Origin of the sequence: Arcicella rigui, from assembly GCF_034929435.1 — a bacterium.
Taxonomy (GTDB): domain Bacteria; phylum Bacteroidota; class Bacteroidia; order Cytophagales; family Spirosomataceae; genus Arcicella; species Arcicella rigui.
Genome location: NZ_JAYFUM010000010.1, coordinates 99448 through 123945, shown reverse-complemented (window position 1 = coordinate 123945; position 24498 = coordinate 99448). Strand labels below are relative to the sequence as shown.

Sequence of the window (24498 nt, the reverse complement as noted above, 5' to 3'; positions counted from 1 at the left end):
TGGACAATTTTTACTAAATTCTACTTACAATTACTTATAGTAATTTTTCCATTAACTTTCAATGTATTGGTCGAAGTATTATAAGTTGAAGTTGCAGTAATACTCTTTTCAGCAGGGAAAGTAGTAGTGCCTTTACTTGGAGTAAATGTAGTAGTATAAACTTTTCCATCGTAAGGAACTTCCACTACATAAGGAACATTATTTTCTAATACAACAGTTGTTGTTCCCTCCTTCACGTAGGCATTAATCGCTTTACTAATATTCTCACTTTGTTTATAAAGAGAAACATAGCCTGAGTATTTAATCGTAACATTTTTGTTGCTACACTTAGCATCCATTACAAAATTTACATTGATTTTTTCTGGAATTACAGGAGGTGCAACAGTAACTGTAATAGAACCTTTATTACATGGATTAAAGAGTTCAGTTTCTGTTACTTTATCATATCCTCTGCCATTGAAGACAACTATTCTTACGTTTGTATTTGGAACACGTGGAATAGTTGTAATAAAACCATCATATAATTCTACTCCAGCACTCCAGCTTGTATTATAATAAAGACCACTTAAATATTGACCACGAGCATCTAAAATTTCAACCCAATAAACCTTTCTGGCATTAGGGTTGGGCATTTTTATGGTCATAGTAAGAGGCGTATTACAAGTTGCCGACCACCAGTCAACATTCCAAGCAGACAAGTGCGTTACTTTAAAATCAGCTTTCAATTTACCATCTGAACCAGAGGTAACAGTTGCTAAACTTTCATATTTCCACTGACCTGTTTCTTCGTTTAAGCTCCAAACAGGAATAGTTTCGCCTGCTTTAACAGTGCCTCCAGTTGTCGGATTAATCAATCCACTGTTTAAATCCATTTTTACATCTACCGGTTTTGAGAAGCTTTTAACTTCTTTTCCACCTACGAACATATCAACATTCAAAAAGCCTGCTGTTTGAAAGACAACTCCTCCATTGATGGCATTACCATTTTCTCCAATGACATTCGGAGCTGCAAAACCGCCGGGGAATGATAATACAGAGTTTTCTGTGTTTGTTCCGTAGTGTACAATTCTCGACTCAAGTTGATTACCAGTCAAAACATTTCCAGAAGCATCTAACAATTGTGTACCAGATGTTAATGAAACATTTGAAGATTCTGTCATTGTTGACGTTTTTGGCGTAACAATAGATATTTCAGGAGTTGTATTGTTGGTTAAAGAAGATTGTTTCACTAATGCAGAAGTTCCTTCAGCAGGATTAGCATACTCTACTGCTTGTACTTGGAATTCCATAGCATCTGCACTCGTAATCGTAATCTGCTGTGAGACAGGTGTAAACCCTGAAATTTCGGCAGATACTGTAAAAGAAATGGGATTTGCTGGTGTCGGTATCGCTTTTGTATCTAATGCTAAAGTAATCAAACCATTCGTGGCTTTAAAATCCTTACTACCTTCACTCATAACAACTAATGCTGCATCTTTTCCGCTAATTTTTACAGAAAAATTAGTGGGTTGATTTGTAGCAGTAGTTTTAGCATTAACAAATCGAATTAATACTGGGGAGGTATAAATATCTGAGTTTACGACTAATCCAACATCATCTAAAGGGTTTATTTTTTGACAAGCAAGTACCAATGAGAGTCCTAATACTAAAAATAACATAGGACGAATGAGAGATATGAGTTTAGTTTTCATGTTCTAAAGAAGAATGTGTTAATAATAATTTGTTTAATCTAATCTGAAAGCAATTCTTAAATTCATAATTGGCCAATAATGCCAATCTTTCATGTTTTCCTGTACTTTTGATTGTTGTTCGCTCATGCTACTTAAACGTTCTTTTCCTGTTAGGCTAACTTTAGGCGTATTCATATAGTATGAACCCAATTCAAAGCCAAAACCAATTCTACTTTTAGGAATGGTTCGCCCCAATCCAATACCTGCAAATGGAGCGATAGACTTACCATAATCTACTGTAAGGGTAACATTTCCAATTTCATCAGGAGTAAATGTTTTGCTACCAAAAGTATAAGTACCCTTTGGAGTAACCACTACCGATAAATCTCCTTTATCAATATAAGACGCACCACCAAATATTTTAAAACTACTTTTCTTGAAGGGAAAGAACTCGGCTGAAAGCCCTAAAACCGACATATTAGCACTTCCACCAAGTTTAACTTCTTCATTTGAAGCTTTTGCACTGGTATTTAAGTCGTATTTAAAATAACTGTAACCTAATCTAAGAGCCAATTGAGGACTAAGACCATAAGCAAGCGTAACGCCTGGGGTTGTTCCCAGATTTAGAGCAAGCCCTAATTTAGAAGATGTTGACTTTTGAGAAATGCTTCTCTGTGTTGAGTCTTGAGCAACAACGATGTTGATGCTACTTATCAAACCTACACAAAAGAGAAATAGATTAATAGTAAATTTTCTTTTCATGAAATTATTTTGTTTTAGTTTTTATTACTTACTCCACTTTTAGGTATTAATAATACCGATATTGAATTTTCAAAATGATGTACGGGTAGTTTCAAACGATTTAGGATATGGAGGGTATTGAATCAATAAAATCTTGAAAAACTTTTGATTTATATGAGTGTTCATAAACTTAATCTTTGCTTTAAATACAAAGCCCTACATAAACTCTTACAAAGAATATTGTGATGAGCCATGTAGAGCTTAATGATGTGTTAGAGATTAATAATAAAGAATAAGTGTTTATAATCCTAATCTATCATAGTTGTATTCAGTTTATTGAAATGATGAGTAAAGGACTTTGTGATATATTCAAACGGCTACTACTTGAATATTTTTATTTATTCATTTTACTTTTTTACTTGGATAGAAATTGTAGTAGGTCTTGATTTGATAGGACAAAGATTATATTAATAAATAGTTTTATACAAAAAAAAGGCATGACAAAAAGATGACAAAATATAACTTTCTGGTATATAGCGTTTTGTATTAACTATCTATGCTCTGTCATTTGTTTTTCGGCGGAGTCGTAGCCGGGTTTGATGAATGGTATTTTTATTTACGCCAATCATATTTGCCATTTCTTGAGTACTTAGACCAAGTTTTTCGAGCATCAACAAGCGTGTTTCTGCATTAGTGAGTTCTGGGGTTTTTTCTTTTTGGATTTGAATATAGCCGGGATATACTTTTTCAAATATAATTTTGAAGTTTGTCCAGCCTTCATCTGTGAGGATAGTGGATGTAATGAGTTGTTGTAAGTATTCGCTCTGGCTATCATTGGCAGACAGCTTTTCATTTTCTTGTCTGAGATTTTCCATTAATTCAGACATTTTACGGAAATGATTGGTAAGAGAGTTTAGTTCATTTTGGGCTGTTTGTAATTCTATTTCTTTTTGACGGTGTTGTTGATGTAAGCGACGTAGATTTACATAAGCAAAAGCAATAACCAATAATAGTATGGCAAGTACTGCGTTACGGAGGTATTTTTGTAATTGTTTTTCATTTTCTACCATTTTTAAATGCCCAACATACTTCTCCATTTCGTATCGAAGTTTTATTTGAGATAGCTTTTGGGTATCATTACGTCGATAAAGACTGTCTTGAAGTGTTTGTGCAAGATGTGTATAGCGTAGTGCATTAGCAAAACTACCTTGTTTTTCGTGATATTCTGCTAAGTATTTGTACAGTCTGAGAGGCTTAAAATAATCTAACAGACCTTTTGGCCTTAGATTATTTTTGATTGATACGGCTCGTTCCAAGAGTAAATTAACTTCATTTATTTTTCCCAATTTTAATTTAATTGGAATAAGTACCAACAAAGCATCAAACTCAGCTTGTTGCGAAACAGTAGTATCTACTGAAAGCTGTGTTTTGATAAGTCTATATCCTTTACTTGCATAAATTTCACTTTCATCAAATTTACCTTGTTCTATAAGCAGAGAAGCAATGTCAATCGAGGCAAAATTGAGCCAAAAATAATTCCAGTGTTGACGCTCCGGATTATCGGTATGAAAGTTTTGATGATACTTTAATATTCTTTTGGCATACGCTATGGATTTATTATAGTCCTTTTTATCTTTCCAATAGGTTTGTAGATAACTTAATACTTGTGTATAATGAAAACCTCCTTCAGTAGTTGGTTCTATAAATTGTTCAGCTATATGGAGATATTCGTACGCCTTGTCAAAATCTCCTAAATCCCATAGAGATTTACCAAAGTTGAAAAGTATCGCTGTAATATTATACTCCCTAAACTTTTCAAAACCAATACTTTTTAGCTGTTCAAAGTTATTTTGTACTTCAACATAATACTGTTCATTCGATAATTTTTTACCCAAATACAAACTGTTTATTAAATAACATGAGGCTACTATTTGTTCTACCTTATACCCATGTTCGCTTGCCAGCCTTTGCATTTCAGTTAAAACATCATTGAAATTCACACCTTTTGATACTCTAAAACCTTTCTTACCAGATACAAGATAGGTATAATATTTTAAAGCCAGTTCTGTATGATAATCATTCTCGCTCTGGGCGATGTTTTCCATTTTTGTGATGATATCAGATAATTGCTTTACATCTTCTATTTTCCAAAATTGATATAAATGAACAAAATGATAACGTTCAGCAGGAGTCATTTTACGAAAACTACTTTCGTTAAATGAAGTTTGTGAGAAAGATAAATGCCTTGAATAGCCAATAAATAGCAAAATTGTGATGAAGTAAAATAACGTTTTTTGAGAGAGTATTTTAAAGAATAAACAATTTTCCATTTTCTAATTAGTAGTAAAAACATATTTAATTAAATAGATTTTACTTAGGCCTTTACTCTGAATTTAGCTTAAAGATTTGCAAAAGTACTATTAAGTCTATTACCAAAATTCTTTTTCTTTAGTTTTGTCTTTATAAAATACAATATTATTGTGATAAAACGTATAGTTTTTGACATGACAAGGATAAATATAGCTCTGCAATGTCTTCAAAGAATCTACGCTGAGAATACCAATTAGTATCTACCATCAGTTTGCGATGAATCAATGAAGTAAGTTAAACAAAATAAAGGAAACAGTTAATTTCATCAATGAGCCGAATACACATTTTAATCGGCATTATGTATAATTGGCAATTTGACAAATGGATTCAGTTTTACCAGATTTAGTACAAAAAAATATCTTGGTTCAAACAGGAGGCGGACGAAGTACGAACTATTATATTTGTTTGGAGTAAGGATTCCCCCCACTTGACGTTTGTTTCATTACACCAAGGGGTAAGCCTAATTGAAATAGATTTTCTTTAATAAAGTTTTGCAATTCGACAAATTTTAAAATACGTTGCATTTTTGCAATGTAACATTGCAGTTCACAACGACGTAGTGAAACACTACGCCGAGCGGGGGAATAATACTCTCCAAATTCTTCTTCACTTGTCGGAATGATTTTGATAATCTCATCATCAGTTAGTCTTTTTTCTTTATAAAACTTTTCTAATAAAGGGTATAAAACTTTAGCATAATCTCTTTTAGTTTGCCCTTTGATATGAACGATTTCTGTGTCGATGTTTAGTTGATTATAACCTAAACAAAGAAGAGTACAAATAATTAGAAGAGTTTTCATTCACTTAGATATGATAGATTCCCTATCACGTATTTTTTATTCTTTAAATTTATGTTTGGTATTCTAACGCTAACAAAACCATTCTTAGTAGAAAGTATGTCATCTTCATGAATTATTGTTGGTTGAACATTCGAAAAATAAAATAATTCATTTTTACATGGTTCAAAGACTAAAACTGTATCTCTCTCGTCATCAAAGTAACACAAGTATAAATTAGCATTTATGGTATCACCTTCACAATTTTGAAAATTTGGATATGATTCAATCAATTTTAATTCGGCAATATGGATAATTTCTTTCTGTACCATATTTTTTAAATCTATGGTTTGAACTTCTGACTTATTACATCCAAAGATTAACAAGCAGTAATACAACAGTAAGAATCTTTTCATTTTATCTTTCATTTTTGGTTGATTCTTAAAAAATGAATAGTATATGTCTGTAAATAACCGTATTGATATTTTATCTTTATGTACCCAGCAATAAATTTAAAAGTTATGAAATACCTATATATCCTTTTAGTTCTTTTTTGCAATGCTTGTAATAACGAAAATAATAAATTGGAATGTTATCAGCTATTATTAACAAAACTCAAGAACGAAAAAAAGTATAATGAAGTGATGAGTACAGCCATGATTAATTTACCTAATATAGTTAACTCGGACAGCAAAAGGAAGCTTAATGACCCATCCTATATAGAAACTACATTGATCGATGATGCAGTATTTTTTAACACCAATAGAAATAAATGTTTGCTATTAGTATTACAGAAGACCTCAAAGGATTTGAAATTGGACCAAGTATTAATTATACAAGGAACATATAATAGAAACAAATGGGAATTCTCATACGATAGATTGCCCTTAGTTCCAGAAGTTATTTACTCGGTAAATAAAACTATCAAAGGAGGAAAGCCTATTTCGAATTCATTTGAATATTTATCAAATGAAGGACGAAAATTTGTATTAACAGCGGGTGTAATTAAAAGTAATGTTTGTGAAATTGATAATAATTATTGGTTTGGAGAATAGAATAATTCTGTTATTGGTAGTAGCGTCCGCTACGACTCCAAAGAAAAAAGAACATCACGCTTGAATATAAATATTTATTTCTAAACCTTACTGCGAGCGTGACGCCCTTTACCATTTTAGGTCGTAGCCGATGCTATGATCAGTTTGGGTTTGGGTGATTTTGGTAAAATTTTATATTAATTGATAGCTCCAATATACGGATAGTCACTGACCAGTTTTAAAATATGTTTTTTTAGATTTTCGTCATTATTCACTTTCTCAAAAAGAATATCAATAGATTTATCTAAATCTGAAATAAAATCATCTAAGATAAATAGACAAGCATCTCGAACACCTTCACAAGAGAAATTATCAAGATGATTTAAATTATTATCTTCCTTAAAGCCAAGTATTATTGAACGGTCTCTACCACCTTTCCCTTTTGCCTTATTATCAGGAATAAGTGAGAATGAATGAACAAACCCACACCTTAAAACATGATACATCTGAGTGGGCAAATTATTCTTTTCATCGGTATCATAATTTATAGTATATCTAAATGTTTTATATTTAGGATTAACTTCTGCCATTATTTCATTAATAAAATTTTTATATTTATCACTACCACTGCTATTACTTTTATCATATAGCTTTGATAAATAGTCAATTAAACATAATGGAACAATATACCTTGCAGCAATTTCAAGATCTACTGTACTCTCCATGTATTTTACTATATCTTTTAAATGTTTTTTTACCTCATTGAGGTCTGAAAATTGTTGTGTACTCATTGTTTTTTTTGTTAATTTTTATTTAAACGATTCTAATGAAAGTATCGATTACATTAATTAAATATAGAGTATGACTACTCCATATTTAATTTGGTACTTCATACAATTATATATATGTAGCTTTTCATTCTACCATTAAACTTTAATGAAAAGTTTATATAGATTCTTTATAATGTTACATTTCATTAAAGGAAAGATAGAATTGCTAATTCGCTAGTCTGAGTAAAGTTTATACAAGAAAATAAAACAAGTACTACAAATAAAATTTCTCCCCTCACTCAAAACAAAATCCCCTCACAATCCACCGCCACGGTAATATCCAAATCCCTAAAAGTATTGATTAAACATACTTTCTGAAAAAATGCGAGGTCGCTTGCTTGGATGATTCTTTCTTTTACTAATCCTTTGTCTAATAATTGTTGTCGGCGAGTGCCTTTCAGCAGTGGCGTTGACGGCACAAACCATTGGTTTCCATCATAAAAAGCCAAACAGGCAATGGTGCAATCTGTTATCAAACCATTTTGTAGAATAATTACTTCATCGGCTTCGGGGTTTTGTTGAAGTAAATCGCCAAATACTTGTCTATCAGCATATTTATACGAGTAATCAATAATGGGAACAGTTACTACTTTTAGCTTTGTAATATTTTTAAAAGTATAAGGAGCAAAAGTGATTTCTTGAATTTCGCTTTCGTAAAGTACTCTACAACGTACAATTCCTTCACAAAAATTCGCAGGAATTTGGATTATTGCTTCCAAGTTCACAGCCTCTTCTATTTGAAATAAAGCTTTTCTGGAAGCATTAAATCGTTGGTTGTGGTATTCGATATGCTGAAATTTTCCGTCTTTGATTTGTATGGTTTCTAATAATTGCATAGCTTGTAAACATCTGTTCGTCAATCAAACCCAAAGATATGAAACATCTGAATGATTTATTGTTACTCGGCGACCCTCGCTTGTACGAAACTTGCGAGCCTGTATTCAAAGAAGAATTACCTTTAGTAAAAGAATGGGTAGCGGATTTGCATAATGTAATGGAGGAAATCAGGGCGAAGTACAATTTTGGCAGAGCCATCGCTGCTCCGCAACTGGGCATTATGAAAAGAGTAATTTACATGAATATTGATAAACCTGTGGTTTTTATCAATCCTGTTTTTGAAAACCTTAGTGAAGAAATGTTTGAACTTTGGGACGATTGTATGAGTTTCCCCAACCTTTTGGTAAAAGTAAAACGCCATAAATCGCTCACGATAAATTACTTAAACGAGCATTGGCAGGAACAATCTTGGCACATGGAAGATGCTTTGTCGGAATTACTCCAACACGAGTACGACCATCTGAACGGCATACTTTGCACAATGCGAGCCATTGACGATAAGTCTTTTCAGTGGAGAGCTTAGTCTTTGACCGTAGGACGAGTTTCCAACTCGTCCACGCTTTACGAGTTGGAAACTCGTGTTACTTCTGTTAGGTTTCCACTCGTCCACACTTTACGAGTTGGAAACTCGTGTTACTTCTGTTAGGTTTCCAACTCGTCCACACTTTACGAGTTGGAAACTCGTGTTACTTTTTTGCAAATAATGACAATCTTTTGATTTTTTGCATCAGTCGTAGCAAAAAGGTAATGTTCTCCGCCTTCGTTGATTTTGAGTTTTTCCCTGATTTGCTTTACCGTTAGCGGAAAATTACGAATGGTAATATTGGCTTTGTTGCCACTAAGGTATCGGCTGATTTCTTTTTTATCTAATTTACAAACACCTTGTACTTGGAAACTTCTTCCTTGAAAATCTTCGACTAATTCGGCGGAGGTATAAAGATGACTATGCGGAGCGATTTTTTGTAAACCAAAGTGTTGAGTTGTCATTCTGAAAGCTCCTGATTTTAAGATAGCGGCATTGGGTTCGTACAAAAATGCTTGGGCTTCGCTAAATTGGATAATAGCCGTTTTTTCTTCTGACTTTCGGAAAGAAAAAATCTGTTTTTCCAATTCATTGATGTCAGTAGTATTGCTTGACTTGGGGAAATTTACAGCAGTGATAGTGGCTTCGCCCTCATAGTTTTTTTGAAGTTGAAATAGGATTTCTTTTACTTCATTTTCTACGGCTACGATATAGACCTTGATGACGTTTTTCAACTCTAAAATCGCCAAGTCAATATCCAACATGGGCGATACTTTTAATAAAATGTTATCACTCTTTTCAAAAATCAAATCTTTGATTTTTAATATATTAGGTTCACAATCTTGTAGTTTTACTACTTTATTGCCAGTGTCGTCTCGGCGATGTGGGTCAAGGTAAATCCAAGAAAATTTTCGCTCATTTTCTTGCAACCAAGACTCAGAATTTCCAGTAAAAAATTGGACATTCTGAATGCCCAATACTTGATAATTATATTGCGTGATTTTGGCTAAATCGGGGTTTTGTTCGGCATAAAAAGCATTTTGAAAACTTTTGCTCAAGTACGAAAGGTCAATTCCCATGCCGCCCGTGAGGTCTAAAATACTTTCGCCTTTGATTAATTCAGCTTTGAATTTTGCTGTAATTTCAGAAGAAGATTGTTCCAAAGAGAGCATTTTCGGGAAAAATACTTCGATATTTTCCGTCCATTCAGGCAATTTGTTTTTAGCTTTTTGTCTTGCCTGAATTTGTGCTACCAAGTACGGAATTTGAAGTGTTGGAAAGCGTTTGGCTTGTAGTAATAGTTGATTCACATCGTCGTTGAGATGTGTTCTGATAAAGTTTTTTTCTTCTTGTGAAAGAAAGTATGTGGCTGACGATTCGATATGCTTGTGAATTTAAGCCACAAAATTAAGGGACAGGTTTTTGCTCAAAAAATAATATGCCGTATTTATTCTTGTTTTGAGGCTACTTTTTTCTTTTTCTTAAAAGGTTTTTTCTTGAAACTATCAGGACCAACTCTTCTATTGGGCTGATAAGCTGGGCCTTCGCCTAAGCCTTCGGGTAAAGGTAATTTAGGAATTTCTTTGCCGATAAGTGCCTCAATAGCCGCAAATTTACGTTGGTCTTTGTCGTTGATAAAAGTAATGGCTACGCCCGTTGTGGCAGCACGTGCCGTTCGTCCGATGCGGTGAATGTAATCTTCTGGGTCGTGTGGGGTATTGAAATTGACTACCAAATTGATACCTTCAACATCAATTCCTCTCGAAAGTATGTCTGTTCCAATCAGAATCGGCAACGATTTACTTTTAAATTCTCGTAAGATTTCCTCTCTTTCTTTTTGTTCTAAATCAGAGTGAAAAGCTTTGGCTTTTAGCCCCACTTGCTTCAATTCTTTGTCTAATTTCTTAACGTTTTCTTTGGTTGATGCAAAAATAATGACGCTACTGTACTTTTCATCGGCTAAAATACTCGTCAGTAATTTTAGTTTTTGTGCATCAAAAACCAAGTAAGCTTGTTGAAGAATTCCCTCAGAAGGTTTTGAAATCGAAATATTTACTTGCTCAGGATTTTTGGCGATGGTATTTGCCAATAAACGAATTTTCGGGGGCATCGTAGCCGAGAAAAGTATCGTTTGGCGTTCGGCGGGCAAGTATTTAATGATTTTCAGAATGTCATCATAAAAACCCATGTCCAACATTCTGTCGGCTTCGTCCAGAATCAAGTGTTTTAAATGAGCAAAATTAATTTTGCCCATTTGCAACAAAGCGATAAGTCGTCCGGGCGTTGCAATGATGATTTCCGCTCCATCTTCCAAAGCTTTGCGTTGCTGATTCCATGCTGCACCGTCGCCACCACCATAAATTGAAATGGAACTGATGCCTGTAAAATAGCCCAAACCCTCTACTTGCTGGTCGATTTGTGTGGCTAATTCACGAGTTGGCGAAATAATGAGCGTGTTGAGATGCCTTTGTTTGTCGGGCGTGTTGATGATTTTATGCAAAATCGGCAACAAAAAAGCCGCCGTTTTTCCTGTACCAGTCTGAGCACAGGCAATTAAATCTTTATTTTGAAGAATCAGCGGAATGGCTTGTTCTTGTATGGCAGTTGGTTTGGTGTACCCCATCGACGCTAAACCTTCTAATAGTTTTTCGTCAAAGTTAAAATCTTGAAATGTCAATTTGAATTTGTTTAAAATTTTGTTTCTATTATAAATTTTGTCCGCAACTTGTTGGTTCTAAGCATCCTTTTCATGCTCAGTATCAATAAATCCTATTATATAATTTTGAAAAGATAACAAAATTTTACGTGAAAAGCAAATTGACATCCCAAGCCTTTTCTGCAAAAATCTTTATAATAATTCTGTTAAACCCGCCGTATAAGCCAAATTGGCTAAGGCTTTTTCGTATTTACTTTTCAAGGATTCTACTTTAATTTTCATATCAATCAATTTACTTTCTCTTGAATTGATTAGAAAAAGTGTACTCTCGCCAATTTCAAATTTTCTTTGTTCGGCTTTTGTGAGCAACGCCTGATTTTGAGCGGCATCTTGCTGAATTTTTAGCTGACGCTCAAAATTTTTCACATCGTTATAAGCCGAATACACATCGTTCATAATTTCACGACGAGCCAGCGTAAGTTCAAAACCAGTACTTTGTTGCTTAATTCTGATTTGTTGTAATTTCCCTCTTTCTTTTCGTAAAAAAAGTGGCATCGAAAATTCAAAACCAAGTTTATGATTATTGGTCGAAAATGAATTTTCATAAGCAGAACCCGGCTTCGAGCTAAAGCTATCCGCAATAAAGTTGATGTTGGCATTTAAAGTAGGCTTCAACATTTCTTTTCTAAATTTCTCTTCTATGACCAATTGCTGAATTTTTAAGTCATATTTTTGAATTTCAGGATGTTGCGTTTTTGCCTGTGCAATCAAACTTTGAAGCGTAGTTTCGTCCACTTTTCTCACAGCCGACAAAGGCGGAAAAGCATCTTCGGGCAATTCCAAAGGATTTTCTTTATCGTCCCACAAGTAATTAGACAGTGCCAATCTTGCATTTTGTAAATCTACTTTGGCTTGTTCCATCGCCACTTCACGGTCTTGTAAAGTAATTTTGGCTTCTACCGAATCTATCGTTGCTTGTTCACCAATTCTTGAACGCTCACGAGTAGCGATAAATCTTTGGTTTGCCAATTCATAACCTTCACGAATGTACTGCAATTGCTGATAACTAAACCACCATTCCCAATAGCTTTTGGCAGCGTATAAAATGGTTTTGTTGATAAGCTTTTGGCGTTCGGCTTGAGCAATATTTTTGGCTAAATTGGCTTGTTTCAACGTATTTCTACGAGCATCAATTACCAAACCTTGGGCAATCGGAACGCTTAAACCTGCCACGAACAATTGTGAAGATTCTTCTGGCAACAGTTTTTTACCGTTATTTTGTTCGTAACCTACTTTAAAATCTACGCCCGACCAAGTAGGAACTTTTAAGGCATTAATCCAACGATTGTAGTACTCATCGCCTTTAAAGGCTTTTCTATCAAAATTTGAAGACAATTTTGGGTCGAAAGCACCTTTAGCCTGCATGATTTCGGCATCAGCATCCGACAAGTACAAATTGGCTTGCTTGACAGTTGGGTGATTTTTCAAGACTAAACTCTTAAAATCTTCATAACCAAAAGTTACCTGAGCATTGCTATTTACAATGCTCAGTATGAAAAATAAGACGTAAAGTCCTAACGTTTGAAAAGCTTTTTTTGGCAAAATAGAGCTGTTGCAAACGCTAATATTGATAGTGTGCTTCATTTTTATTTTGCTTTTTCGGTTTTTAGAGCTGCTTCTGGTTCTTGTTTCAAAGTAGGAGGGAAGGCGTTCAGTTGTCGCCAGATTTCGTACCAAACAGGTACATCGTTCAACATTACCCAGCCTACTACGCCCGAGCCCATTCTCAATTGTTTTGGCCACTCTTGTTCGCCTTTATGAATTTTTGGTACAATCAGTAAACGGTATTCGCCTTTACTGTTGTCGATGCGGTCGATTACTTTTACGATACCGCCAAAAGTACCCACCGTAGCCGAAGGCCAACCCGAAAATACTAAGGAAGGCCAACCTTCAAATTGCAAACGTACTTCTCTGCCTTCGGTAATTAATGGAACGTCCATGGCTTTTACGTATAATTCTACCGCCATTTCAGGAGCAAAAGGTTGAAGCGTACAAATAGATTCACCTTCTTTAATCATTTCACCAATCCCTGCTTTTAATGAACGCACTACATAACCTTCTTGCGGAGCTTTGATGAAGTACTGATTTCTACGAATGCCAACATTAGTGATTTTGTTGTTCAATTGCGACAATTCGTATTGTCCAGCGGCTAAAGCCGAAAGTGCCGAACTTCTGTCGGACTGTGCTTTTGAGATTTTTTCAGCGTACTCGGCATTGATGGAATTTAATTCAATTTGTGCATTGATTAATTCCTGACGTGAAATCGCTAATTTGTTTTGTGTTGAAACCAATTTGGCCCTTGTTTCTTGCAATTTTAATCTTCGAGATTCCAATTCGCTTAATGAAACCAAACCGCCATTCTTATATTGGTCTTCGCCTCGGTCGTAACGAGTCTGGGCGATATTAAACTGTACTTGTTCGGCAAGGGCATCCGTGCTATCAGAAGTTACTTTCAAAAAGCCTTGCTTTACTTTGTTGCGGGCTTTCTGCAAACTAAATTTCTGATTTTGTTCCAAAGCTGCGATTTGTTGGTCTAAAGCTTCGATTTTTAGACGATAGCTCGTTAGTCCGTCCTGTTTAGCACTCAATTGTTCTTTCAATCGAGAAGGCAAGTTGGGGTCGAAGTAATCGTCTTTCGTTTCAGAAATTACTAATAAAGTATCGCCAGCTTGTACTAAATCTCCTTCTTTTACCATCCATTTTTCTATTCTTCCCGAAATAATATTTTGTATATTTTGCGGGCGGTCTTTGGGTGTAAAAGCCGAAATATCACCTTTTCCCGTTACGTTTTGTTGCCAGGGTAAAAAGAGTACAGCAATTAAAATTATTCCGATAACCATTAGCCAACGCTTTAAAATCACAGCCGAGCGTGGCGTATGCAAAGTATTGAGCGAGTATAATTCAAACTGCTCGTTGATTTGCTTACTGGTACTTTGTTTTGATAAATTCAACATATCTTTAGTCTATTGCTTCTTGAAAGTGAATGTCTTTGATTAATTCTTGGTACGTGCCTTGTAATACAATTTCGCCTTCGTTCAAAACGATTACTCTGTCGCAAGCCGCCATTACCATTGGGTCGTTTGAAATCGTAAGTAATGACCACGGATTGGCTTTATCGGTCAAGAAAGCAATCGTTTTTAATCTTTCAGCTTTGTGAAGTTCACGGTAGATGTCGGTAATCATCAACAATTTTGGTTTTTCTACCACACATCTTGCCACAGAAATTTTGGCAATAAAGCTTTCAGAAAAACGCTTTCCGCCTGCAATCATTGGCGTGCTGAGTCCTTCGGGTAATTCGGCAATAAAATCGTTGAGGTTCAGATTATCCAAAGCCCATTGAATATCGCTAAACTTCACACTTGAGCGACCCATCGCAATGTTTTCTAAAAGCGACCCATCGAAAATGGCATCCAATGCCAAGTTTCTTTCAATGGCATCCCGAATTGAATCTAACTTTACATCACGAATAGAAATACCGTTATAAGTAATTGCTCCTTCAAAATCGGTGAAAATCGCTGAAAGAATTTTCAATAAAGTTTCTTTTCCTGAGCCATTCGTACCCGTGATACAAATACTTTCTTTAGGATTTATCTTTAAGTTGAGGTTCTTCAAAACATACTTTTCGCCGTCGGGATAACGATAGCTAACATTTTTCAACTCGATGTCTAAATCTTTATTGTTTTCGTGGAAATCAATATTCAATCCTGTTGAGCGTTCGAGTGGTAAATCCGTAACGTGTCCCATTTTTTCAACAGCCGTTAGTAAATCAAAAACGGTATCAGTACCAGAAATTAATTTTTCTACTGAATTGACAACCAATACGATAATGATTTCAGAAGCTACAAATTGTCCTAAAGAAATTTGTCTGTCAATTACCAAAGAAGTACCCAAAACCAACAAAATCCCAGTAATAAAGGCTTTGAAAAATAAGGCATTTCCATACAAAATCATGAGTACTTTGAAGTGTTTTTTACGATACTTCAAGTAATTATCTACCAAATAATCCATTTTCTGCATGGGCAAATTGGTAGAACCAGCCGATTTGAAAGCATATAAAGTACGGGCGATGTCTTCTAACCACTGAGCTACTTTATACTTGTATTTCGACTCAGCCAAACTGGTTTCCATTCCTTTTGAGGCATTTAAAACCACCACAATCGTAACGATAGTAATTGTAAGAAAACCAAAAGCGATGAAGTATGGGTGATAAAGCGAAAGCAGAATGATTCCAAAAAGAATCTGAATTAATGCCGCCGTGATGTCGATAAGTACTTTTGGAAGTGCTTTTTGTACATTCAGAATATCAAAAAAGCGGTTCATTAATTCTGGAGCGTAGGCATTTAAAAGGGCTTCAGATTTTACTCTTGGAATACGATAAGTAAATTCAAAAGCGGCTTTGGCGAATACCCTTCGTTGAAGGATTTCGACTAAAGTTTGCTGATAAATCTGCAAAATCCCAGAAATCGTAACGCCTAAAATCACGACCGTAATCAATACATAAACCGAACTAAATGCTAAACCACCCGAAACCAAACCGATAATAGCCTGAATACCAAGTGGCAGTGTTAAGCTAATAATCCCGATTACGATGGCGTAAATGTAAATATAACCGATGTCTTTACTCTCGGCACTTAGCATTCTAAACAAACGTTGAAGTGGCGTAAGGTGGTCGTGCGAAGGAACATCATGAATATTTTCAAGCGGATACACTTTCAGAAAACGTACTTTTCCATCTTTATTTTTATCCGCATTGTCGAAGATTTTGCTTGGTTTAAAAAATTGATTTTCATCTATTTCTTGCTCTTCTTGGTCGTCGGCGAACTCATAAAAGAAAGCTTTGTCATCTTTTAAGGTTCTTCCAGCCAAAACTGTATTTACTTTACCGTTTCTTTCGTTAAAGAAAATTAAAGGATGATTGTTTTTTCTGATAAGTTCTTGAAAATCTTGCTCGGTAGCATAATTTTCAACCATTAGTAAATCTTGTTTACGGGCAGCTTGAATCAGTGCATTTACAAAAGCATCCATTTCATCTGACGAATAGGTTTTCGAGCCAGATAAAGGTGATTTGTAAGCAAAGTTGTCAAAACGTGTTCCGTAAAACTCTGTTAGTTTCTTAACAATAAGGCTTAACTGAGTGGATTGCATAGTCGCTTTGTTTGAGTGAAATATATGTTTGTATGTAATGTTTCCTTTTTAACTTGATAGCTCAAAATTAATTGTTATAACAACTATTTTTTCTTGTTAGTTTAGAAATATTCTAAATAATGTGATAAAAGGTCTTAGGAAAGGATAGATATGGCTTAAGAATTGTTCGTTCGCAAATCATTGTACCAAAGTTTGTTCGTAAATTTGCGACCTTGTTGTTTGCTCAGAATTTAAAATAGGCATAATATTGGTCATATTAAATTTATCAATATTTAAAAAAAAACTAACAAATCTCCATTCCTATACATTTGAAACTTATGCTGATATAGAAACAAAACAATTAATATGTTCCAAAAACTCTCGTCGATAATTTTATTTGTATTTGCTAATTGCTTTCAGGATTTATATGCTACTTCCAAGATTTCAAAAGATTCCCCTGTTACATCAGTAAACGCAATCATCGAACAAGCCATTAAGCTTGCACCTGCTCATGATAAAGCTTATGCCAATTATCAGGCAGAAGTATTTATACAAAACACAGGCAAGTGGACTCGAATTCCGGGCTTATGGAAAGCCATTCTTTCAGAAGAAGGCGTTGAAGAAAATCTTCCTTATCAGTCAGAATCGTATGCTAAATTTTCGGTTAGCAATGATAACACTTATTCTTTTAAGCTTGAAGCTATTCGGAATAATTATCACGTAGAACCCCGCCCTGATAAATATGTTAATCCTAATTTTTATAAAAATGTTTTAGGAACAGATGCCATTTCGCCACTTTCGCCCAAAGCTTTTCAATATTATCAATTTCAATTAATAGATTCTTTGACGGAAGCAGGCGTAAAAATTTATCGAATTCGGGTAATTCCTAAAAACGATAATGATGAAAAAGTATTTAGTGGTACAATCTCAATTACAGCAGGTGATTTTGCTTTACAAAGTGTTGATTTGAAGGTAAAGAATTATAATGTATCCTACCAAATTATGATTCATTATCAACCTTTTGGGGCTGAATGGTTTCCGGTACAGTACAAAATATCGGCTTCGGGCAGTTTGATGGGCTTTGAAGGTACTTATACTTATGCCGCCAAAGTTTGGAATTACCAAGCCATCGAAGCAAAGAATTTTCCCGATTTAGCTCGTCCAGACGAGAAAAGTTTTAAAGAAATTGTAAACGTTCAAGAGCGAAATTTTGAAGTACAACAATTCAAACAAGTAATGTCTGCATTGGGTACAAACCTAAAAAGTCAGTGGAGTGATGCCAACATTGCTTCGGGTTTGAGGCGTTATGACAAAGTAGATATTTCAGAAAATGCAGAATTTCAGACCAATGATTTTTGGTATCAATTGAAGCAAGCTACTCAATTTGAATCTTTTACGCCTGATTTGCCTATTAGTTATTTGAATAAAAACTCATTGCCAACCCAACCCGACGAGTTTTCTACTTATCGCCAAGCAAATCAGAAATTTGGTATTGGTAGCGTACTTTTTAGTCGCTCGTACTTTTGGGGAAAGACCAAAAAAGGATTTTATCCTTACGAAATCTATTATAAATCACCTGTGTTAGATTTTAATTTCAATACGGTTGAAGGTTTCGTGTATAATACTGGGGCTTTGTTTCGCTATCGTCGCAATCGTTATGATTGGTGGGAAATAGACCCAACTTGGCGTTATTCAGTTACGCAAAATCGCTCAATGGGGATGTTGAAAGTACGCTGGAAAACCCAAAAAGAAGAAATAAGTGTTTCGGGTGGTGAATTCATTTCACAGTACAACGTAGATACGCCTGTGGCTCTTGATTTGAACTCGCTGTCAACCCTTTTATTGAAGAAAAACTTTGTGAAAATCTACGAAAAAGATTTTATCAATATTTCTTTCAGTGACCGTTTTTCAAATACACTGGGGATTAAAACCTCTTTGGAATGGGCGAGGCGTTATCCTTTAGAAAACACAACAAATTATTACTGGATTAATTTTGGAGGCGATGCTTACTTGCCCAATTTCCCACAGAATCAAGAAATGGGGAAGAGCAATTTTAATATCAACGACGCTTTTTTAGCAAGTTTTCAAATCAATTACCGTCCTACTTTAAAAAAACAGTATCGTAATAATATCCGTTACGTAGATTTTTCTTCGTCGCCACTGATTACTTTTAAATACCGTGGAGCAATTCCAAAGCTTTTTGGTAGCGAAATGGATTTTCATACCATCGAATTGGGCATTACACACAATTTCCCTTTGAGTATCAATACCAATTTCAATTATATCGCACAAGTCGGAACATTTTTAAGTGCCAATAAAATGACTTTTGCAGATTATAAGCACTTCAACGGAAACAATAATATGATTTCTATTGGCGATGCCCTCACGACGCACCGTTTGGTTGGTTTTTATGATAATTATGTTTGGGGAGTAAGTAAAAAGTTGATTGACCCATTTTATTTTTCTACCAATGGTTCATACATAGACATTATGACGATGGTAGGTTTGCGAAAGTTTGCTCTAACGCAATTGATGGGAGTCAGAAATTTGGGGATTCGTGAGGAACTTTTTGCCAATTACCTTTACACTGCCAACAATAATATACACAATGTAGAATTTGGCTATGGTGTAGATGGCATTCTAAGAATTCTAAGAGTAGAAGCCGTATTTGCTTACAACAGTGTTGGTTATCCCGACAAGAATTTCAATCATGTAAAAAATACACAAATCGGTATAAGGATTTCTCTTAATTCAAGAGTGAGAGGAGGAGTAACGCCAGATTGGTGATAGAATAGTTTTAAAGCTATTGTTTATTTTTTGTATGAATTTTTAAGTTGGTCATAATTCAATGGTAGAATTATCAAGTAAAATGGATAAAAGGTCTTGGTTTCTTCCATTTTCAAACTCAATTAAAACACTACTGTCAACAAAAACTCTCATTGTTCGTAGAATTCAGATTTGGGTGGATAATAACTATTGTTTGTATTTAGAATACCTTTAAATTTAGCCAGTCCAGCTTTACGATGATTATGCTCTGAGTTTGTCAATGCTTCTGAGTCCTTCAAGGTAAAATGTTTAATATTCAATTGTTGAGCAATTGCCAATATTGATACCAAATCATTTTCATTTTCTATTTCTAATACGATTTGTGTCATAGATATGATGGCTTATTATTAATCAAATATAAGTAAAAAAATGGCAGACTCAAATAAGTACTTTCGCAAGCTTGACTACAACTTCTTTTGCTTTAAAATTAAAATATAAGCTAATTCCCTTCAAGATAAAAAAAAGGCAAATCTCTAAATTTGCCTTTTTTTTTGCCCTTTATAGTGAATAGTGTAATTTTGTGCATCTTCAAGAAAACCATCACAAGAAATGTTCTTCAAGATGCCAAATTAATCAATGATTATTGGCTCACTGAATTCAATACCGATAAATGCAAGATAAGATTAACAACATTCATCAGCAGATTGCTGATTTTCAAATTTCCACTAAGGAACAACTTGAAGCCTTCCGTATTGCTTATGTTGGACGCAAGGGCGTGATTGGGGAACTTTTTGACGGACTAAAAAACGTTGCCCAAGAAGAACGCCGTGCGGTTGGACAAGCATTGAATACTTTGAAAGATGCAGCACAGCAAAAATTTAATGAGTTTCAGACTTTGATGGAGGCTTCTTCGGATAAAGCTGTGGCTATTGAATTTGACCTCACTTTACCGAATGTTCCTTTTGAAAATGGAAGTATTCATCCATTGACTTTGGTGCGTGCCAGAATTATTGAAATCTTTGCTAAAATGGGTTTCAATGTATCGGATGGCCCAGAAATTGAATCTGATTTTTATAATTTCACGGCTTTGAATTTCGCAGAAAATCACCCTGCTCGTGAAATGCAAGATACTTTCTTTATCGAGAAAAAAGGCGGAAACGTAGCTGACGATATTTTGTTGAGAACGCATACTTCAAACGTTCAGATTCGTTTGATGCAAAATCAGAAACCGCCGTTGCGTTCTATCATGCCGGGGCGAGTGTATCGTAATGAAGCCATTTCTGCCAGAGCTCACTGTTTGTTTCACCAAGTAGAAGGCTTGTATGTAGATAAAAATGTAGGCTTCAAAGATTTGAAAGATACGCTTTATTACTTTGCCAAAGAGATGTTTGGACAAGACACTAAAGTACGTTATCGTCCTTCGTATTTCCCATTTACAGAACCTTCTGCCGAAATCGACATTACTTGTTTAATCTGTAAAGGCAAAGGCTGTAATGTTTGTAAATATTCGGGTTGGGTAGAAATTGCTGGTTCTGGAATGGTTGACCCCAATGTACTTGAACAATGCGGTATTGATTCACAAGAATACACAGGTTTCGCCTTCGGAATGGGAATTGAAAGAATCACGATGTTGAAATATCAAATCAAAGATTTACGATTATTCACCGAAAACGATGTAAGATTCTTACGTCAGTTTGAAGGTTTATAACAAAAGGAAATGATTTGGGCATTCATCCTAAAAAGACCTGTAACACAAACAGGTCTTTTTATTTTAAAAACCCCTTACTTCGTGGCTGAATTAACACATTTTAACAGCTTCCGACTCAGTAAGCCAATCTAATTTAGTATTTTTGATTTCAAATTTGTCTTTTTTGTAAGAGTTATGAATGTTTGATACATCTTCGTTCATAGTCAATAACTGATAACGTACCCTCAATGAACAATTTTAAACGAATAAACGACTTAATAGGCTGGGCCGTTTTTGCTATTTCACTTTTTGTTTTCACCGCAACCGTTGAACGTACTGCTTCTTTTTGGGATTGTGGCGAGTTCATCGCTTGTGCTTTTAAACTGCAAGTTCCACACCCTCCAGGTGCTCCTCTATTTCTTTTATTAGGAAGAATGTTCTCTTTATTGGCAGGTTCTGATACTACTCAGGTAGCTTATTGGGTAAACATGATGTCGGTACTTTCGAGTGCTTTAACAATCCTGTTTATGCACTGGACTATCGTACTTATCGGACGTAAAGTGTATAACAAGAAATTTGAAGAACTTTCAAAAGGAGAAGCCATTACTTTGTTAGGGGCAGGTGTTGTGGGTTCTTTGGCTTATGCTTTCTCTGATACTTTTTGGTTCTCGGCAGTAGAAGCCGAAGTATATGCCATGTCTTCTTTCTTTACTGCTTTGGTAGTATGGGCAGCTTTCAAATGGGAGCTTATCGAGGATGAAGCGTCAGCAAACCGTTGGTTGATTTTAATTGCTTATATCGTTGGGCTTTCAATCGGTGTTCACTTATTGAACTTGGTGACTGTTCCTGCGTTGGCATTATTATACTATTTCAAAAAATATCCCAAACCTACTTATAAAGGTGGTTTTATTGCTTTGTTTATTGGTTTGGTGATTCTGGGAGTAATTAACTCGGCTATTATTCCGGGGATTCCTTCAATGGCATTTCAGTTTGAATTAATCTTCACAAATGGCTTTGGCTTACCTTATGGCGTAGGAGCTACGATATTCTTGATTATTTTGGTTGGAGCAATCGTTTGGGGAATTTTACATTCAATCAAAAAAGAAAAAGTAACCTTAAACGTATCGTTATTATCGCTTGTATTTGTTTTAATTGGTTACTTGTCGTACAATTTGGCTTTTGTTCGCTCTACTTTCAATACGCCAATCAATGAAAACGACCCAAGTAATATTTTAAATTACGTAAAATATTTGAAGCGTGAACAATACGGCGAACGTTCATTATTGTATGGCCCAATCTATACTGCTACTGTTGAAAATGTAGAGCAGGGTGCTCCTGTTTACAAAATGAAAGATGGTAAATATGAAGTATATGACCACAAACAAAAATTGATTTATTCAAAAGATGGACAAATGTTGTTGCCACGTGTTTACAGTAGCTCGCCACAGCATATTCAGCTTTATGAAGAAATGTTAGGTTTGGCTGCGGGCGAAAAACCAAGTTTTGGCGATAACCTCAAGTTTATGTTTACGCACCAGATGGGTCACATGTACATGAGATATTTACTCTGGAATTTTGTTGGTCGTGAAAGTGATATTCAAAATGCAGGCGTAATTGATTATAGTCGTAAAGGAGAATTACCTGAACTTTTGGCAAACAATAAAGCTCGCAACAATTACTTCTGGTTGCCATTGATTTTGGGCTTGTTTGGTTTTGTTCTTTTAGTTCGTAAAAACGAAAATGATTTCTTAGTAACCACTTTGATGTTCTTGCTGACAGGTTTGGCATTGGTTGTATTCCTCAACTCGCCACCAGTTGAACCTCGTGAACGTGACTATATTTATGTAGGTTCATTCTACTTCTTTGCTATCTGGATTGGTCTTGGAGTAATTCAAATTGCGGAGTGGCTTGGAAAAGCATTGAAAAATCCAATGGTTACGGGTACAGTTGCCACAGCCATTACTGCGGTTGTTCCTGTGATTATGATTCAACAAAACTGGGATGACCACGACCGTAATCACCGTTATCATCAAGTAGATTTCGCCAAGAATATGTTAAATTCTTGTGCTCCGAATGCGATTTTATTTACAGGTGGCGATAACGATACTTTCCCATTGTGGTATGTACAAGAAGTAGAAGGTTATCGTACAGACGTGCGTGTTTGTAACCTTTCTCTTTTAGGAACAGATTGGTATATCGACCAAATGAAACGTAAAACATATCAGTCGCAAGCACTTCCAATTTCTTTACCAAAAGACCGTTTCTTGGAAGGATTGAACGAGCAAATTATGTTTTATGAAAATCCGAATGTAAAATCTGGAATCAATTTAATTGAATACTTGAAATTAATCAGAGACGATAATCCAGCGATTAAAGTACCTTTAACGGATGGTTCGATGATTAATACTTTGCCAACGGAAAATCTTTTCTTACCAATTGATGTTGAAGCGGTGAAAAAAGCAGGTTTTGTACCAAAAGAGTACGAATCACTGGTTACGCCACAAATGGCATGGTCGGCAGGAAAAAGCGGTGTGATGAAACCAGAATTGATTCAGTTTGACATTATCGCTCAGAATGCTGCAACAGGTTGGAAACGTCCAGTGTATTTTGCTTCTACGCTTCCTTCGGCAAGCTATTTGAACTTGAAAGAATACATGCAATTAGAAGGTTATGCGTACAGACTAATGCCATTCAAAATTCCTGAAGCAAAAGATGGTTTTGTCAATAGCGACATTATGTTTGACAATCTTACCAAGAAAATGTTCTGGAGAGATTTAGACAACGCCAATACTTATTATCATTCAGATTTCTATTTAGAAGTACCAGTGGTAACGGCTCGTTTGGCTTTCTTGCGTTTGGCAGACCAATTGGTTCGTGAAGGTAAATTTGCGAAAGCAAAAGCAGCTTTGGATTATTGCTTGAAAGTAATGCCAGATAAAACCATTCCTTACGACCAGCTTTCAGCTAATTTTGTTGCCTTGTACCTTGCCGCTGGCGATAAGAAAACAGGTTTACAAATGGCTGATACCATTATGAATAGAAATAGCAAAGCTTTGGATTATTACTTAAACGACCGTAGAAATAGTGATTCTCGTGAGGTACAGACCAATCTTTACGAAATGCAAATTATCGTTGAAGGAGTAAAAAATGCCAAACTACCAGAAGCAGCGAAGTACGAAGAAATGTTTAATAAACAGATGATTAAAGCAAATTCATAATTTGCTTTATTACTGAAATCAATAAAAAAACTCCCTTGTTCATCATTGAATAAGGGAGTTTTTTTATGCAATTGTTGGGTACTTAAATATCAATATGAAATTGTGAATTGTCAATTGTGAATTAGTGTTTTGATTCGCATAAACTTACTTGATTTATGTAATTTGATAAATGAAATACTAATTATAATACCAATCAACTTGTCTAA

General features: G+C 35.0%; 18 protein-coding genes. 5 read left to right on the top strand and 13 right to left on the bottom strand.

Annotated features, from left to right (window positions below):
* Window positions 1-20: 20 nt before the first annotated feature.
* The 5 genes from VB248_RS10280 to VB248_RS10260 all read right to left on the bottom strand — a co-directional run bounded on the left by VB248_RS10280 (window position 21) and on the right by VB248_RS10260 (window position 5985).
* Window positions 21-1691 carry a hypothetical protein gene (locus VB248_RS10280; protein ID WP_323296681.1) on the bottom strand — a complete coding sequence of 557 codons (1671 nt, stop codon included), beginning with the start codon at window positions 1689-1691 and terminating at the stop codon, window positions 21-23.
* Window positions 1692-1724: 33 nt separating this feature from the next.
* Window positions 1725-2432: a hypothetical protein gene (locus tag VB248_RS10275; RefSeq protein ID WP_323296680.1), complete on the bottom strand. Its 708-nt coding sequence runs from the start codon at window positions 2430-2432 to the stop codon at window positions 1725-1727.
* Window positions 2433-2965: 533 nt separating this feature from the next.
* Window positions 2966-4516, bottom strand: coding sequence for a helix-turn-helix transcriptional regulator (locus VB248_RS10270; RefSeq protein ID WP_323296679.1), 1551 nt, complete (start codon window positions 4514-4516; stop codon window positions 2966-2968).
* 660 nt (window positions 4517-5176) lie between these two features.
* Window positions 5177-5581, bottom strand: a complete 405-nt coding sequence (locus tag VB248_RS10265) for a hypothetical protein (protein WP_323296678.1) — start codon at window positions 5579-5581, stop codon at window positions 5177-5179.
* Window positions 5578-5985 carry a hypothetical protein gene (locus tag VB248_RS10260; RefSeq protein ID WP_323296677.1) on the bottom strand — a complete coding sequence of 136 codons (408 nt, stop codon included), beginning with the start codon at window positions 5983-5985 and terminating at the stop codon, window positions 5578-5580. Before VB248_RS10260 ends, VB248_RS10265 begins: the two co-directional genes overlap by 4 nt.
* Before the next feature lie 93 nt (window positions 5986-6078).
* Here VB248_RS10260 and VB248_RS10255 point away from each other — a divergent pair, with 93 nt between their 5' ends.
* Window positions 6079-6612 (top strand): hypothetical protein, encoded by a 534-nt coding sequence (locus VB248_RS10255; protein WP_323296676.1) that lies wholly within the window; start codon window positions 6079-6081, stop codon window positions 6610-6612.
* Between the two features lie 176 nt (window positions 6613-6788).
* On the opposite strand, the gene VB248_RS10250 is transcribed toward VB248_RS10255, so the two are convergent.
* Together VB248_RS10250 and VB248_RS10245 are read right to left on the bottom strand one after the other, a co-directional pair.
* Window positions 6789-7382 carry a hypothetical protein gene (locus VB248_RS10250; RefSeq protein ID WP_323296675.1) on the bottom strand — a complete coding sequence of 198 codons (594 nt, stop codon included), beginning with the start codon at window positions 7380-7382 and terminating at the stop codon, window positions 6789-6791.
* Window positions 7383-7660: 278 nt separating this feature from the next.
* Window positions 7661-8257 (bottom strand): aminotransferase class IV, encoded by a 597-nt coding sequence (locus VB248_RS10245; protein WP_323296674.1) that lies wholly within the window; start codon window positions 8255-8257, stop codon window positions 7661-7663.
* A 38-nt stretch (window positions 8258-8295) separates the two neighbouring features.
* Between VB248_RS10245 and VB248_RS10240 the strand changes: the two genes are divergently transcribed.
* On the top strand, window positions 8296-8781 hold the full coding sequence (locus VB248_RS10240; protein WP_323296673.1) for a peptide deformylase: 486 nt from the start codon (window positions 8296-8298) through the stop codon (window positions 8779-8781).
* Window positions 8782-8924: 143 nt separating this feature from the next.
* Here the strand turns inward: VB248_RS10240 and VB248_RS10235 are convergent, their stop codons facing one another.
* From VB248_RS10235 to VB248_RS10215, 5 genes are all read right to left on the bottom strand, one after another.
* Window positions 8925-10091, bottom strand: coding sequence for a class I SAM-dependent methyltransferase (locus tag VB248_RS10235; protein WP_323296672.1), 1167 nt, complete (start codon window positions 10089-10091; stop codon window positions 8925-8927).
* A gap of 137 nt (window positions 10092-10228) precedes the next feature.
* Window positions 10229-11458, bottom strand: coding sequence for a DEAD/DEAH box helicase (locus VB248_RS10230; RefSeq protein ID WP_323296671.1), 1230 nt, complete (start codon window positions 11456-11458; stop codon window positions 10229-10231).
* 171 nt (window positions 11459-11629) lie between these two features.
* Window positions 11630-13081 (bottom strand): TolC family protein, encoded by a 1452-nt coding sequence (locus tag VB248_RS10225; RefSeq protein WP_323296670.1) that lies wholly within the window; start codon window positions 13079-13081, stop codon window positions 11630-11632.
* Window positions 13082-13083: 2 nt separating this feature from the next.
* Window positions 13084-14451 carry an HlyD family secretion protein gene (locus VB248_RS10220; protein WP_323296669.1) on the bottom strand — a complete coding sequence of 456 codons (1368 nt, stop codon included), beginning with the start codon at window positions 14449-14451 and terminating at the stop codon, window positions 13084-13086.
* Between the two features lie 4 nt (window positions 14452-14455).
* Entirely contained in the window at window positions 14456-16642 is a 2187-nt protein-coding gene (locus VB248_RS10215) for a peptidase domain-containing ABC transporter (RefSeq protein WP_323296668.1), read from the bottom strand.
* Window positions 16643-16987: 345 nt separating this feature from the next.
* Between VB248_RS10215 and VB248_RS10210 the strand changes: the two genes are divergently transcribed.
* Window positions 16988-19408 (top strand): DUF5686 family protein, encoded by a 2421-nt coding sequence (locus VB248_RS10210; RefSeq protein WP_323296667.1) that lies wholly within the window; start codon window positions 16988-16990, stop codon window positions 19406-19408.
* A gap of 149 nt (window positions 19409-19557) precedes the next feature.
* On the opposite strand, the gene VB248_RS10205 is transcribed toward VB248_RS10210, so the two are convergent.
* Window positions 19558-19776 carry a hypothetical protein gene (locus VB248_RS10205; RefSeq protein WP_323296666.1) on the bottom strand — a complete coding sequence of 73 codons (219 nt, stop codon included), beginning with the start codon at window positions 19774-19776 and terminating at the stop codon, window positions 19558-19560.
* A gap of 281 nt (window positions 19777-20057) precedes the next feature.
* Between VB248_RS10205 and pheS the strand changes: the two genes are divergently transcribed.
* Together pheS and VB248_RS10195 are read left to right on the top strand one after the other, a co-directional pair.
* On the top strand, window positions 20058-21095 hold the full coding sequence (gene pheS, locus VB248_RS10200) for a phenylalanine--tRNA ligase subunit alpha (RefSeq protein WP_323296665.1): 1038 nt from the start codon (window positions 20058-20060) through the stop codon (window positions 21093-21095).
* Between the two features lie 227 nt (window positions 21096-21322).
* Window positions 21323-24292 (top strand): glycosyltransferase family 117 protein, encoded by a 2970-nt coding sequence (locus VB248_RS10195; protein WP_323296664.1) that lies wholly within the window; start codon window positions 21323-21325, stop codon window positions 24290-24292.
* Window positions 24293-24498: the final 206 nt, after the last annotated feature.

Excerpts from the sequence above, each read along its gene's own strand:
- VB248_RS10280 (WP_323296681.1), bottom strand. The coding sequence starts at position 1,691 with ATGAAAACTAAACTCATATCTCTCATTCGTCCTATGTTATTTTTAGTA.
- VB248_RS10260 (WP_323296677.1), bottom strand. The coding sequence starts at position 5,985 with ATGAAAGATAAAATGAAAAGATTCTTACTGTTGTATTACTGCTTGTTA.
- VB248_RS10220 (WP_323296669.1), bottom strand. The coding sequence starts at position 14,451 with ATGTTGAATTTATCAAAACAAAGTACCAGTAAGCAAATCAACGAGCAG.
- VB248_RS10250 (WP_323296675.1), bottom strand. The coding sequence starts at position 7,382 with ATGAGTACACAACAATTTTCAGACCTCAATGAGGTAAAAAAACATTTA.
- VB248_RS10215 (WP_323296668.1), bottom strand. The coding sequence starts at position 16,642 with ATGCAATCCACTCAGTTAAGCCTTATTGTTAAGAAACTAACAGAGTTT.
- VB248_RS10225 (WP_323296670.1), bottom strand. The coding sequence starts at position 13,081 with ATGAAGCACACTATCAATATTAGCGTTTGCAACAGCTCTATTTTGCCA.
- VB248_RS10245 (WP_323296674.1), bottom strand. The coding sequence starts at position 8,257 with ATGCAATTATTAGAAACCATACAAATCAAAGACGGAAAATTTCAGCAT.
- VB248_RS10210 (WP_323296667.1), top strand. The coding sequence starts at position 16,988 with ATGTTCCAAAAACTCTCGTCGATAATTTTATTTGTATTTGCTAATTGC.
- VB248_RS10265 (WP_323296678.1), bottom strand. The coding sequence starts at position 5,581 with ATGAAAACTCTTCTAATTATTTGTACTCTTCTTTGTTTAGGTTATAAT.
- VB248_RS10195 (WP_323296664.1), top strand. The coding sequence starts at position 21,323 with ATGAACAATTTTAAACGAATAAACGACTTAATAGGCTGGGCCGTTTTT.
- VB248_RS10270 (WP_323296679.1), bottom strand. The coding sequence starts at position 4,516 with ATGGAAAACATCGCCCAGAGCGAGAATGATTATCATACAGAACTGGCT.
- pheS (WP_323296665.1), top strand. The coding sequence starts at position 20,058 with ATGCAAGATAAGATTAACAACATTCATCAGCAGATTGCTGATTTTCAA.
- VB248_RS10275 (WP_323296680.1), bottom strand. The coding sequence starts at position 2,432 with ATGAAAAGAAAATTTACTATTAATCTATTTCTCTTTTGTGTAGGTTTG.
- VB248_RS10240 (WP_323296673.1), top strand. The coding sequence starts at position 8,296 with ATGAAACATCTGAATGATTTATTGTTACTCGGCGACCCTCGCTTGTAC.
- VB248_RS10255 (WP_323296676.1), top strand. The coding sequence starts at position 6,079 with ATGAAATACCTATATATCCTTTTAGTTCTTTTTTGCAATGCTTGTAAT.
- VB248_RS10205 (WP_323296666.1), bottom strand. The coding sequence starts at position 19,776 with ATGACACAAATCGTATTAGAAATAGAAAATGAAAATGATTTGGTATCA.